This is a genomic window from Bhargavaea ullalensis, from assembly GCF_042432615.1.
In the GTDB taxonomy this organism is placed as follows: Bacteria; Bacillota; Bacilli; order Bacillales_A; family Planococcaceae; genus Bhargavaea; species Bhargavaea ullalensis.
The window spans coordinates 1-13,485 of record NZ_JBHLWY010000030.1 but is presented as its reverse complement, the minus strand read 5'-3'; the positions used below and the strand labels follow the sequence as shown (position 1 = coordinate 13,485).

The window sequence follows — 13,485 nt, the reverse complement described above, 5'->3', positions numbered from 1 at the left end:
CGCTTCATGGCTCAGGGTCTTGTTTTGACGTTCATGTATAATAAGGGTTCAGGCATCAAATGAGCGGGGGACACAGATGAAAAAAGAACGGATTGAATCGCTAAAATATATGAGGGTCGTGGCGATGTCTCTCGTCGTCCTGATCCATACAACGGGCGTGGCGTTTTTCCATGTCCCGACGGATAGCCCCCTTTATCAGGTTTACCTGTTTTTGAACCGGTTCACCCGTTTTGAAGGATCGGTATTCGTGTTTTTGAGCGGCATGTTGCTTTTCTATAACTACGAGGAAAAGCCGTTCACCGCGAAGACGTGGCTCGGGTTTTACCGAAGACGGTTCCTTTACATCCTGGCACCGTACATTGTCTGGTCCGTGTTCTACGAATGGTTCGGGCACGCCATGGGCTACCGGAACTTCGACGGCATCGGGCAATTGTTCAGTGATCTGCTGGACGGCGGCGCAAACTATCAACTGTACTTTATCATGATTCTGGTTCAGCTGTATTTCCTGATGCCGGTGTTTGTTTACCTGGTGAGAAAAGTTCCGTTCGTCCGAAAGTGGCTGTTTCTGCTCGGTTTTCTGGCCGAATTAATTTACCAGGTGCTGAACCGTACATATGGCTGGATTGACTTCCCGTTTTTCATGGTCTATCTTGCCAGTTTCCTGATGGGCGGATGGACGGGCATCCACTACCAGAAGCTGAAAAACCCATGGTCCGCCGGCAAATATTTGGCCGTGTCGGCCGCAACGTTCGTGATCGGCATTCTCTATATGGAGCTTTATCTGAAACATAACATTCTAAAAGAACCGGTGATGCCGTATGCACCGTTCAAGTTCATTGCGATGTTTTATTATCTGCTCGCGTGCTATCTGCTGTTTAAGCTGGGGATCAGGCTGGAGCAGGTTGCTTCTGAGCGGATCCGGAATGGTGCTGAGCAGCTTCGGATTTACTCGTTCGGATTTTATCTGGTTCATCCATTCCTCTTGTATTTATGGGAGATGTGGTTGCCGTCAGAGGGTGGATGGACTTTCCACGCGCTCATATTCCTACGATATGTCCTGGTCATGGCAAGCTGCTATGGACTGATCCGCGCAGTTCATCTGGTGTTTCCTGGTGCCTGGTTCATTTTCGGCAAGCTTCCATCACCGGCGAGAACCACGGAGAAGTAATTTCAGGGCATGTGTGCAACGTTTTCGTCAATCAAGCGTCACTAAACATGAACCGGCCGTGCTGAATGCAGGGCACATCCGGTTATAGTCCGCTCCATTCAACTGTGTTATAGTTAACAAATAGAGTCAAACCGACCTTCTCAAAAGTGAGAATCTCAACACGGACATCATAATTGCAGGCAAAGGAAGAACAGAATGAGAATCGGCATTGTGGGGAACTACGGGAACAACAACAATGGGGACGAGGCGATCCTTGCGGGGATCATCGAGCAGGTGAAGGATCATTACGGCATCGGGCCGGATTCGATCACCGTCTTCAGCAATAATCCGCCGCAGACGTCTCACCGGTTCGGGGTGAAGGCGGCGCCGCTGTATTACAAGCGGTCGTCGGCCACGATGACGTTCATGGAGACGGTGAAGAAGAATTCGCCGCTTATCCGCGAGCTCGACCTCCTGATCATCGGGGGCGGGGGCATCTTGATGGACTTCTACAACCGTGAGGCGCAGCTGTTCGGATCCTACGGGTTCATGGCGAAGTGGGGCAAGGTCCCTTACGTCATCTATGCGTGCGGAGCGGGTCCGATCAATTCGGCCGTCGGGAAGTGGTTTATCCGCAAGCTCGTATCGGGTGCGTCAAGCGCGTCGGTGCGGGATCCGGAGTCCAAGAAGCTGCTTCAGTCGATCGGCGTCAGCCGGCCGATTGAAATCATCGGCGATCCGTCGTTTGCCCTTCCTTCGGGCGAACGGCAGGAGTTCGGAGAGTCGATCCGAAAGATCGGCGTGACGGTCGTGCCGTATTACAGCCTGGCGTACTGGCCGGAAGCGAACGACATCAAATATGACAACTACGTGCAGGGGATGGCGGACAATCTGGACCGGCTGCTTGAAGGCCGGGATCTTCTCCTGACGTTCTTTTCGACGAAATATCCGCATGACGTGGATGTGTCGGTCGAGGTGCGGAACCGGATGAAGCAGAAAGACAAGACCGTCGTCATCGAGGAAAACCTGAAGCCTGCGGACATCATCCGCATCAGCGGCGAGCAGGATCTCATCATCGGGACACGGCTGCATTCCGTTTATCTGGCGCTGAACGCCGGTACGCCGGTCGTCGGGATCGCCTATCACCACAAGGTGGCGGATTTCATGGACATGGCCGGGATGGGGGGCCGTTGCCACAAGATCGATGCCCTGACAAAAGACGCCGGGATCCTCGAGCGAGCCGTCACGGAGCTTGAACAGGACTGGTCGTCTGTTGTCCGGGAAACCGGCGAGCTCCGGCAACGGCTGAAGACGAGTTCGGATCTCGGGCGGAAGCAGTTCATTCCGATTGCGGCGGGAGAGAAGGCAAGATGAAAATATTAGTTTTGAGCAACATGTATCCGACCGAATCGCATCCGACGTACGGCATTTTTGTGCGCAACCAGGTGGAGCTTCTGCGGGAGAACGGGATTGACGTCGATGTTGCGGCGATCACCGATCCCGGCAAAGGGAAGGCGGCCGCCTTGAAGAAATACGGCGGCTGGGCGCTGGAAACGGCACGCCGGCTGATCGGCGGGCGTAAATCCTACACGGTGACCCATGCGCATTATGCTTTTCCGACCGGCCTCTTGTCTCTCATCGGCAAGAGGCTGTTCGGCGTTCCGTATGTGGTGACGGTGCACGGCGGAGATCTGGATCAGATGGCGAGGAAAAGTGCGGGGATCCGCCGCATGACGGAGCGGATACTGAAGGAAGCGGCCCATGTCGTGACGGTCGGCCGGCGGCTATATGAGGAAGTGACCGATGGATACGGCGTTCCGGCGTCCCGTGTGTCGGTCCTCAGTATGGGCGTCGACACGGAAGTGTTTCGCTTGCGGGACCGGGAAGCGGTCCGACAGGAGCTTGGCATCCCGGCAGGCGAGAAGGCGGTGCTCTTCGTCGGAAACATCATCCGAGCCAAGGGGACGCGGGAACTGGTGGATGCCGCGGCAATCCTTGACCGTGAAGGGGAACCGGTGACGGTTTATCTGGTCGGGTCGACGAAAGACGCCGGCTATGCGGACGAGCTGAAGGCGCATATTGCCGGGCTCGGGCTGGACCGGGTGCGTTTCGTCGGCACGGAGCCACAGGAACGGCTGTCGAAATGGATGAATGCGTGCGATGTTCTGGCGTTGCCTTCCTATCATGAGGGCTTTGGCCTGGTTGCACTTGAGGGGATGGCGAGCGGGATCCGGGTCGTCGGCAGCGGTGTCGGCGGCTTATCGGTCCTGCTCGGCGATGACCGGGGCATTCCCGTTCCGCCAAAGGACGCTGACGCGCTTGCCGGCGGGATCCGGGAGGCGCTCGACCCGGAGAGCCGGGCGTTCGACGGGGAATCAATCCGCCGGGAAGTCGCGCGGCATTCCAAGGATCAGATTTTACGGGAGCTCCTCGAGATCTATGAAGACGCGGCGGCGGGTCGATGAACAAGTTCATGAAAATCATCGGCGCGGTTGCCGTCATCAACATTGTCGCCCGCCTGTTCGGCTTTGCGCGGGAAATGCTCATCGGGTACCAGTTCGGAACCGGCCGGACGGCGGACAGCATCATCACCGCCTACACGGTTCCGAATTTTATTTATCTCGTGGTCGGAGGTGCGCTGACGACGGCGTTCATTTCGGTGTATCACCGGACGGAAGGGGACCGGCGGGCATTTGTGCGCGAGACGTTCACCGGCATCACGGCGATCACCGGTCTATTGACAGTGGGGCTGATGATCGGGGCGGCACCTGTGCTCCGCCTGCTGTTCGGCGGACTTGAAGACGCGGAATACGCGCTGACGCTGCGCCTGTATTTGTGGATGATGCCGTCCGCCGTGTTCCTCGTCCTGTCGACCTGGCTGAGCGGACTCCTCAATGTAAATCAAAAATTCCATCTGTCGAGCGTCGCGATCCTGATCTACAATGCGCTGTTCTTCGTGATTCCCTTTGCACTGACCGGCTCGTCTGGCCCGGATGCATACGGTTACGGGGCGCTGCTTGCGGCGGTGGTCATGGCGGCGTTCCTGTTTCTCGGCCTCCGGCGGCTCGGCGGGTACTCGTTCCGTCCGAAGCGTCCGTCCGGCGGGGATCAGAAGCTGCTCTGGAAAATGGCGCTCCCGATCATGTTCGGCGGGGCGACACTGCAGTTTTATTTTCTGATCCACCGGATTTATTCATCACAGCTCGGTGAAGGGGCGGTCGCCGCGGTGAACTACGCGTCGAAGCTGACGCAGTTTCCGCAGGCGATCCTCATGACCGCCGTCACGACGGTGATCTACCCGCTGCTCAGCCAGAAAGTCGGGGAGGGGGACCGGTCGGCGGTCGAGTCGCTTTACGGACGGGGACTGCGGCTGCTCGCGCTGCTTCTCATTCCGGCGGCGATCTATATCTGGTTCTTCGCAGGGCCGGTGACCGGTCTCGTGTTCGGCCGAGGCAGTTTCACCGCGGAATCGGTCGCCTTTACAGCGCCGATCGTCAGGCTGTTCGGCCTGTCGATCTTCTTCATCTCGCTCAATACGTACATTACGCGGTTTTACTATGCGGAAGGGAACTCCGCCGTGCCCGTCCTGTTCTCGATCGTGAGCGTGTTCGCGGTGAATATCGCCGTCATCAAGCTGCTCATCGGCCCGCTCGGCGTCGGTGCCGTCGCCTGGGGGACCGGCGTGTCGTCCGCAGTGAATTCGGGATTGTTGATCGGGTATGCATCCAAAAAAATGGGCCTGTCGATCTTCTCCCGGCACGCGTCCGGCTGGCGGCTGCCGCTCGTCCTCCTGTTGCTCGTTCCGGCCGGCGCCCTGTCAGGCTGGTTGTTTCGCTGGGCGGGAGACCTGGTTGCCGCGGTCGGCGGCCTTGCCGTGTTCGGTGTGATTGCGGCGGCTCTGATGAAATTGGCCGGAGTGAAGGAAATCGATCTTCTTCTGGGTCGTCTTTTGCGGCGGGGAAAAGCGTGATCAACAGGCTCCCGGACAGTTCCATTGCCTTCCGCTGACATCGCCATTTGTTGTTATAATCAGTTTTTGCACAAACTTCCTGATCTACGATAGAATAGGATGAGAGAGTGAATGCTCTGTAAATAACTTGTGGAGCGTGAAGCAATGTTCATCAGAGACAACCGTTTTGAATTGCTGAGCCGAAAGACGCTCAAGCATGATATTGTGGCCGGCATCACTGTCGGTATTGTGGCCATTCCGCTCGGGATGGCTTTTGCGATTGCCTCCGGCGTGAAGCCGGAATACGGGATTTATACCACAATCATCGCAGGACTGCTCGTGGCGCTGCTCGGAGGCTCGCGTTTTCAGATTGCGGGTCCGACGGGGGCGTTCATCCCGATCCTTCTCGGCATTGTCCTCCAGTACGGGTACGAAGACCTGCTCATCGCCGGATTCATGGCGGGGGTCTTTCTGCTCATCATGTCGTTTTTGAAAATCGGCGACCTGATCCATTTTGTCCCGAGGGCGGTGACGGTCGGATTCACCGCCGGAATCGCCGTCATCATCTTCGCCGGACAGATAGCGAACTTTCTCGGATTGGAAGGCGTCGAGCAGCAGGAATTCTTCCATCTCGACATGATGGAGATCTTCCGGAACATCGGAACGGTGAACGGATTCTCGATCCTCACGGCCGTGATCGGGCTTGCGGTGATCCTCGTACTCACCCGCTTCGCTCCGAAAGTTCCCGCTTTCCTCGTCGCCCTTCTCATCCCGACACTGATCGCGTATTTCTTCTTCCCGGGACAAGTGGCGACCATCGGGACGGCGTACAGCGGCATTCCGCAGAAACTGCCGGAATTCGCTTTTCCGCACATCACGTTCCCGAAGATTGTCGAGCTCTGGCAGCCGGCCTTGATCATCGCGGCACTCGGCGCCATTGAGTCGCTGCTGTCCGCCGTCGTGGCGGACGGCATGGCGGGCGGCTCCCAGACAAAGTCCAACCGGGAACTGTTCGGCCAGGGAATCGCCAACATGACCGTGCCGCTGTTCGGCGGAATCCCCGCCACGGGAGCAATTGCCCGGACGGCGACGAACATCCGGTCCGGCGCGATCAGTCCGATGTCCGGCGTCGTGCAGAGCGTCTTTGTTTTGCTCGTGCTGCTGCTGTTCGCCCCGTTCGCCTCGCACGTCCCGCTCGCGAGCATGGCGCCGATCCTGATGTTCGTCGCCTGGAACATGAGCGGCATCCGGCCGTTCGTCCAGATTGCTGAAATGCGTTCCGGGGACTCGGTTGTCCTGTGGGCCACTTTCCTCCTGACGGTGTTCGTCAATCTGACCGTCGGCGTCGAAGTCGGCTTCCTCCTCGCCGTCCTCATGTTCCTGCGGAAAATGAGCGGCAAGCTGAACTTAAAGGCGAAGCCGGCGAATGAAGATGATTACTTGTACGGCAATGTCGAACCGGGTCTGACGTTCACGGCAGTGAACGTCGACGGTCCGCTCTTTTTCGGCACCATCCAGACGTTTGAGCGGGAAATGGAAAAGCTGCTGGATAAAAAGCCCGATGCGCTCATTCTCCGCCTGCGAGGCCTGACCGTGCTGGATGCGGGCGGTGTGGCCGCCATGTCGGAAATGCTCGACAAAGCCGACCGCACCGGCATCCGGATCCTGCTGCAGAACCTGCCGCTGGAGAAACGGACGCTGCTCAGGAAAAGCGGGTTGATTGAGAAAATCGGGGAACGGAATATTGTGAAGTGATCAAGGAAGCAGTCCGGGAACGGGCTGTTTTTTCATTGAGGAAAACAGGAGGGAGGGAGGGAGGTGAGTGGAATCATAGGAGCTGCGAGTGAGCGCATAGACGGCGCGAGTGGAATCATAGGAGCCTTTAGTGAGCGCATAGGCCGGCCGGGTGGATTCGTTGGCAACGGGGACTGTTGCGGGAAGGGTTCTTCTTCTGCTGGGTTGGGACTTTGGGCGCTGTCTTGCTCGTTGCTTTGTGACTATCAGACCGGCTGGGTGAGAAAAAGTTGATTAAAAGGACGCATACCAAATATATGCAGATAATGATAAATTCATAATTGCCACTCTATTTAAAAAGAGTGAAATCTGAACGGCAAGGGGGAAAAAGGAGTGAGGAAGATGAAACGAGTCCTGCTTTTGGCACTGGTCTTCGTGCTTTCGCTCAGTACGGCGGCATTTGCAGCGGCGCCTCAGTCGGGGAAAGTCCCGGCAGCATCGCCGAAACTGACGCTTGAGAAACCGGCCACAAAGCTGCCGGACAAGCTGGCGAAACCGGAAAAACCGGAAGAAGAAGTGCGGATCATCGTCGAGCTGAATGAAAAGCCGGCGATTGAGCAGGCGACGGACAAGGGAATCCTTTACAAGGATCTGCCGAAAGCCCAGCAGGCACAGGCGCAGAAGCAGATCAAGAATGCCCAGAAGAATGTCATGAACACGGCGAAGCTCAAAGCGCCGAGCATGAAGGTGAAGAAGGAATTCACGACCGTATTCAACGGGTTCTCGGCAAGCGTCAAGGCGAAGGAAGCGAAAGTCATCGCTGCGCTTCCGGGCGTCAAGGCGGTCCACGAAGCGACTGAATACGAGCGTCCGGTCGAAAAGCCGGAAATGGTCTCGTCCAAGGACCTCATCCAGGCACGACAGTTCTGGGAGGAATACGGCTTCAAGGGTGAAGGCATGGTGGTCGGAATCATCGACACCGGCATTGACCCGGCACACAAGGACATGGTCCTTACAGACCCTTCGACCGCAGCGCTGTCGAAGGCGGACGTCGACCGTGAACTGTCGGCGGGCAATCTGCAAGGCGGAAAGTATTACACGGAAAAAGTTCCGTTCGGCTACAACTACATGGATGAAAACGACATCATCCGCGACATCGCGCCGGATGCTTCGATGCACGGCATGCACGTAGCCGGAACGGTCGGTGCGAACGGCAACGAAGAAAACGGCGGCATCCAGGGCGTGGCTCCGGAAACGCAGCTGCTTGCCCTGAAAGTGTTCGGGAACGACCCGCTCTACCCATCCACATACGGGGACATCTACGTCAAGGCGATGGACGATGCGATCAAGCTCGGGGCGGACGTCCTGAACCTTTCGCTCGGCTCGACGGCCGGCTACGTGGACGAGGAAAGCCCTGAGCAGCAGGCAGTGAAGCGGGCCGTTGAAAACGGTCTCCTCGTCGCCATTTCGGCGGGCAACTCCGCGCTCTACGGCGACGGATACTATTACAACTACGCGGAAAACCAGGACTACGGGCTCACCGGCGCACCGAGCGTCTCGTATGACTCCCTCGGCGTGGCTTCGTTTGAAAACGATTCCATCCGCACGATGAGCTTCGGCTACACGATTGATGGCAAAGAAAAGCGCAGCGGCTATCTGCTTGCAAATGACGCCGATCCGGTGAAGAAGGGCCACAAGGGCATTGAAGTGATGGATGCCGGCTTCGGCAATCCGAAAGACTTCGAAGGAAAAGACTTCACCGGCAAATACGCGCTCATTTCCCGCGGCGACATCGCCTTCACGGAAAAGGGCCTGAATGCACAGGCGGCGGGTGCGGCAGGCGTCATCATCTACAACAACACGGCAGGGACGATCAACATGGCGTCCGATCCGGCAATCAAAATCCCGTACATGTCCATCCTGCAAAACGAAGGCGTTGAAATGGCCAATGCACTCAAGGCAGGCAAGACCGTGACTGTGACGTTCGACGGCCAGTACGTCGACACGCCGAACGCTATGGCCGGCCAGATGAGCGACTTCACTTCATGGGGTCCGACGCCGAACCTGGACTTCAAGCCGGAAATCACGGCTCCGGGCGGCAACATCTTCTCGACGCTGGAAGACAACCAGTACGGCATCATGAGCGGTACGTCGATGGCGGCGCCTCACGTTGCGGGCGGAGCGGCGTTGCTCTTTGAGCGCATCGACGAAGAGTTCGGTTTGACCGGGCGCGAACGCTCCGAGATGACGAAAAAACTTCTCATGAACACGGCCAAGCCGGTCGTCTTCGATGAGGAATCAGGCGACTATGTTTCCCCTCGCCGGCAGGGTGCCGGGCTCATGCAGCTCGCCAACGCGCTCAACACGGAAGTCGTGGTGACCGACAAGGCGACGGGCGAAGCGAAAGTCGCACTCAAAGAAATCACGAACAGCCGGATCAGCCTCGAGCTGACCGCCGAGAACTTCTCGGATGAAGAAAAGACGTACAATGTCTCGTACGCGGTGCAGGCGGACAACCTCGCACAGCTCGACGATGACCTCGTTACGGCGTCCAATGTCATCGGATCGATGGTGCTGACAGACGAAGTGGCATTCGACGGACCGGAATCCGTGACGGTTCCGGCAAATGGCAAAGCAACGATCAATGTCTCGATTGACCTCTCGGACATTGAGTACCTGAAGTCGTTCTTCACAAACGGACTCTTCGTGGACGGCTTCGTCTTCCTTGAAGATCCGGATGAAGACATCACTGGCAACGTTCCGCTTTCCGTTCCGTTCTTCGGATTCGACGGCAGCTGGGACGATGCACCGATCTTTGACTACTTTGCATGGGACGCGCGCACGTACTGGGGCTACACGGCGCTTGCCGATGAGCAGGGCTACTTCCTCGACGGCGGCGGAGACTTCAATCCGGAACGCTTCGGAATCTCCCCGGACGGAGACGGACTCCGCGATGAGGCGGTGCCGGTGTTCTCCCTCTTCCGGAACGCCAAGCAGATGGAAGTGAACGTGCTGGACGCGGACGGCAAAAAAGTCCGCACGATCCGCTCGGCTGCGGATCTTCGCAAGCATTATATCAATTCTGAAACGAACCCGCCGTACACGTACAGCATGAACTATGCATGGGACGGCAAGGTCAACGGCCAGGTTGCCGAAGACGGCCAGTACTTCATCGAACTGAAGGCTGTCATCGACTTTGACGGCGCCGAATGGCAGTCGATCAAGTTCCCGGTCAAAATCGACACGGTTGCACCGGAAGCCGACTTTGACTTCGACAGCAAAACCGGCAAGATCACCGCTTCTGACTTCCGTGACGAAGGAACGGGCGTCGAGGCATGGGAAGTCCTCCTGAACGGCAAATCGCTGACGGACGACCCGGCAACAGAGGAGGTCGAAATGCTTTCTCCTGATGAAAGAGAATTCACGGTCGGCCAGGAAGTCGGAGAAGACGATGAACTCGTTGCACGCGTCTGGGACTTTGCGAAGAACCACCGCGACTACGAGTTGAAGGACGAGCCTGCGGAAACGAACCCGCCGGTCATCTACATCAATGATCCGACGAACTTCTCGGTCTATGACGACGGCAAAGTGACCGTAAGCGGCTATGTCACCGATGAATCCGAAGTCGTTTCCGTAACGGTGAACGGCGAGAATGCCTCCGAATTCGACGGCCGCAACTTCTCCCACACGCTGACGCTCAAAGACGGGTTCCAGTCCGTGAAAGTCGCTGCGAAAGACGAGCATGGAAACGAAATGTCGATCATGCGCCGCTTCTTCGTCGACTCCACGCCGGCTGAGCTCGACATCCTGACCAAGCTTCCGAAGAAGACGGAAGAACCGGAAATCGGCGTGTCGCTCAAGGTGAAAGACAACTTCGACGACATCCGCATCTATGTGAATGACAGCGAAGTGTTCGCCAATGACCTGAGCGAACCGTACGGCAAAAAGAGCTTCAACGAGACGATCGACCTGACCGTTCCGCTTGTTGAAGGCAAGTTCGACTACACGTTCAAGGTGGTGGACCTCGGCGGCCACGAAACCGTCCAGACCGTCACCATTGAACGCAAACTGCCAAAAGGCGAGAAACCGGACAAGCCTGGAAAACCGGGCAATCCAAACCCGGGAACGCCTCCATTGACGCCTCCTGGAAAACCGGCCAACCCCGGTAATCCAGTGACGCCGGGCAACCCTCCAGGGAAGCCGGCAAACCCGGGCAAACCGGTTCTGAACCCGGTCCAGCCGGGCAAACCGGGACTGCCTGGTGCACCCGGCAAGGGAGTCCAGTTCTTCTAAAAAGGGAATCAAGAAAGGAAGCGCTCATTACCGGGCGCTTCCTTCTTTTTGAGTCAGGAGAGGGGGAAAGGGCGAGTGGCGCGAGTTTGGCGCTGAGTGGCGCAAGTTTGAGCTCGAGTGGCGCAAGTTTAAGTCCGAGTGGCGCGAGTTCGGCTCCGAGTGGCGCAAGTTTGCCTGGAGACCAAGGATAGGCGGAAAGGCTCTTGATCCGTGAAGACAAATAATAGCCCCCGCGACTCATGGACACGGCGGCCGGCCGGCGATACAGTAGAGGGGAAGAACGGAAAGGCCAGGAAATAAGAGGGTAGAAGGCGCTGGGTAATTGTGCCTATGAACAGGTCCTTAGAAATATGGTACAATAAGGTTTCACGGAGCTTGAATGGAAGACATCCCGATTCTCTGATATATGATACAATCGTGTTGAATGAGGTGAGAACATGGTGGGACGCAATCAGCCGTGCCCTTGCGGCAGCGGTAAAAAGTACAAGAAGTGCCATGGCGCGGTCGATCAGGCCACGGTCAATCAATTGATCGGCCAGGAGTTGGAACAGGTCATCAGCAGGTTCTTTACGACCCATCCGAAACCGGCTGACATCCGGACAAACGCAGATCTGTTTACGGAATGGGAGCGTCGGCTGGCGCCTTACTATGACCGGGAAACGATACATAGCCAGGCCATCGAGTATCTTTATTTGATCAAAGAGCCGGTTGCCTGGCAGGAACACATCCGTTCTGCCAAGACGAAGGCGGAACGGCCGACAGTCCGACGGATCCTTTCAAACTGGGAGCAGCCGCTCACGCTGTTCGCGGTGGTGGACTCGGTCAGTGACGGAGTGGCCGTCCTCCGCGACGTGCTCCAAGGCGGCACTTACCGCTGGAACGTCCCAGAAGACATGGAGATCGTGAAAGGTGAATCCGTGTTCGGCCACTTCCTGCTCGCGGGCGAAAAAGAGGCCGTTCTGCTCATGAACAGCCTGGCATTCGTTGACCCCGGACTGGAAGGCATCTCCGAACAGGCTGCCCGTCTCCGCTCATTAAAGAAGCATCTGGACAGCCGCAGGTTCCTCCAGCGGTACATGCTCGACCTGTATGAAATGATCGGCCACGGCGAGTCAGAAGCCGGCGACCGGATCGTTGCCGGTCATGATGAGGGCGGTGACTCGCCGGAAGAGAAGGCTCCGAAAGAGGAACCGAAGGAAAACGGTGCAGCAGACACGGACGAAACGATCCTCGGCCTTGTCGGTCGTTACCTGGATGAAAACCAGATCAAATCGGCAGAGCTGGAGCAAAAGACGGAACGTTTCCTGGATGAAGTGAATCCGAAAGCGCGAAAACTTGAAGGCGTTGCGGCGGGCGCCATCCGCTTTGGCCAGATGACCGGGCTGCTCGGGGAATTTGAAGTCGCCCGGACGAAAATCGCCGAAGAGTTTGATGTCTCTCCTTCCACCGTGCAAAAGTATGCCGATGACATGCTGAAGTTCCACAAAGAAGAAGAAAAGGTCTTTTGACCGCAGCCCGTTCCATTAAACAATGGGGCGGGTTTTTTTTATGCTTTCAGTCCCGGAAAATCCGTCTTGGTTTTAACGGCCGTCCCTACAGGGTACTTAATGCATACTACCCCAACAGGAGGGAATTGCGATGAAGCGTGAAAATCACAGCCCCGAAGAAACAGCCGATTCGTTGGAAGGACAGTCGTTCGCCGATCGTCATCCGGAGTTTGAACGGGAGATCAATGACTCGGTCATTCCGTCTGAAGCGGTGCTTGAAGAGAGCGTCGGCCAGCGGGGATTCTTTAACGAGGAAGACCGCCTTGAAGCGGAAGCAGAAGGACGGCTGGAGGATGAAGGAGACTATGTGGAAGGAACTGCCGGGCGAGAAAGCGCTGTTGCGGCAGAACCTGATGCCGTTGCCCGCGGGAACCGGAAAGTCCGCCTTCATGAAAGAGACGCCGAACATTTGGACGACGAGGTGATCGGCATCGATGACGGGTCGGTCAACTCCAGGGGCGTTGATCGCCGGCCGGACGACGGCTCTGTCAGTATCGGTGCGGATTACCGGGAACTGAAAAATGAAGAGTTGAATCGCGGGGCCGACAATGCCGTATCAGAAGGCAGGCTGCCGCCTGAAATGGGCGGAGAGGAGGAACCGTTTTCCGGCGTTCGCACGGGAGCGGCAGACCCTAACCTCGGCCCTGCACCGTTTGGCGATCCGGCCGTGGATGAAGTGGACCGAAGCCCCGCACGCGACCATATCGACGACCGTCATCGGGAACGGTTCATGTAACCTCGAAAAAAGGGCCCTACGTCAATTGTTGGGGTGAGGACATCGTCCTCACTCTTTTTTAGGCCACATGAATTTCCAA

Annotated in this window: 8 protein-coding genes; all 8 read left to right on the top strand. The window is 57.1% G+C overall.

Annotated features, from left to right (window positions below; all coding sequences use genetic code 11):
* Nucleotides 1-76 precede the first annotated feature (76 nt).
* The 8 genes from ACFFIY_RS07420 (at nt 77) to ACFFIY_RS07385 (ending at nt 13,406) form a co-directional block, all read left to right on the top strand.
* Nucleotides 77-1,168 carry an acyltransferase gene (locus ACFFIY_RS07420; protein WP_354196523.1) on the top strand — a complete coding sequence of 364 codons (1,092 nt, stop codon included), beginning with the start codon at nt 77-79 and terminating at the stop codon, nt 1,166-1,168.
* Between the two features lie 195 nt (nt 1,169-1,363).
* Nucleotides 1,364-2,521, top strand: coding sequence for a polysaccharide pyruvyl transferase family protein (locus ACFFIY_RS07415; RefSeq protein ID WP_354196521.1), 1,158 nt, complete (start codon nt 1,364-1,366; stop codon nt 2,519-2,521).
* On the top strand, nt 2,518-3,612 hold the full coding sequence (locus tag ACFFIY_RS07410; protein ID WP_354196519.1) for a glycosyltransferase: 1,095 nt from the start codon (nt 2,518-2,520) through the stop codon (nt 3,610-3,612). Before ACFFIY_RS07415 ends, ACFFIY_RS07410 begins: the two co-directional genes overlap by 4 nt.
* Nucleotides 3,609-5,117: a murein biosynthesis integral membrane protein MurJ gene (gene murJ, locus ACFFIY_RS07405; RefSeq protein ID WP_354196517.1), complete on the top strand. Its 1,509-nt coding sequence runs from the start codon at nt 3,609-3,611 to the stop codon at nt 5,115-5,117. Before ACFFIY_RS07410 ends, murJ begins: the two co-directional genes overlap by 4 nt.
* A 129-nt stretch (nt 5,118-5,246) precedes the next feature.
* Nucleotides 5,247-6,851, top strand: coding sequence for a SulP family inorganic anion transporter (locus ACFFIY_RS07400; protein WP_354196515.1), 1,605 nt, complete (start codon nt 5,247-5,249; stop codon nt 6,849-6,851).
* 381 nt (nt 6,852-7,232) lie between these two features.
* Nucleotides 7,233-11,123: a S8 family serine peptidase gene (locus tag ACFFIY_RS07395; protein ID WP_354196513.1), complete on the top strand. Its 3,891-nt coding sequence runs from the start codon at nt 7,233-7,235 to the stop codon at nt 11,121-11,123.
* A 437-nt stretch (nt 11,124-11,560) separates the two neighbouring features.
* Nucleotides 11,561-12,631, top strand: a complete 1,071-nt coding sequence (locus tag ACFFIY_RS07390) for an SEC-C metal-binding domain-containing protein (RefSeq protein ID WP_354196511.1) — start codon at nt 11,561-11,563, stop codon at nt 12,629-12,631.
* 130 nt (nt 12,632-12,761) lie between these two features.
* A complete protein-coding gene (locus ACFFIY_RS07385; protein WP_354196510.1) occupies nt 12,762-13,406 on the top strand; it encodes a hypothetical protein in 645 nt (214 codons plus the stop codon).
* Nucleotides 13,407-13,485: the final 79 nt, after the last annotated feature.

What these genes read in the sequence shown, in the direction of transcription:
- ACFFIY_RS07390 (WP_354196511.1), top strand. Translation starts at nt 11,561, where the DNA reads ATGGTGGGACGCAATCAGCCGTGCCCTTGCGGCAGCGGTAAAAAGTAC.
- ACFFIY_RS07385 (WP_354196510.1), top strand. Translation starts at nt 12,762, where the DNA reads ATGAAGCGTGAAAATCACAGCCCCGAAGAAACAGCCGATTCGTTGGAA.
- ACFFIY_RS07395 (WP_354196513.1), top strand. Translation starts at nt 7,233, where the DNA reads ATGAAACGAGTCCTGCTTTTGGCACTGGTCTTCGTGCTTTCGCTCAGT.
- ACFFIY_RS07410 (WP_354196519.1), top strand. Translation starts at nt 2,518, where the DNA reads ATGAAAATATTAGTTTTGAGCAACATGTATCCGACCGAATCGCATCCG.
- ACFFIY_RS07420 (WP_354196523.1), top strand. Translation starts at nt 77, where the DNA reads ATGAAAAAAGAACGGATTGAATCGCTAAAATATATGAGGGTCGTGGCG.
- ACFFIY_RS07415 (WP_354196521.1), top strand. Translation starts at nt 1,364, where the DNA reads ATGAGAATCGGCATTGTGGGGAACTACGGGAACAACAACAATGGGGAC.
- murJ (WP_354196517.1), top strand. Translation starts at nt 3,609, where the DNA reads ATGAACAAGTTCATGAAAATCATCGGCGCGGTTGCCGTCATCAACATT.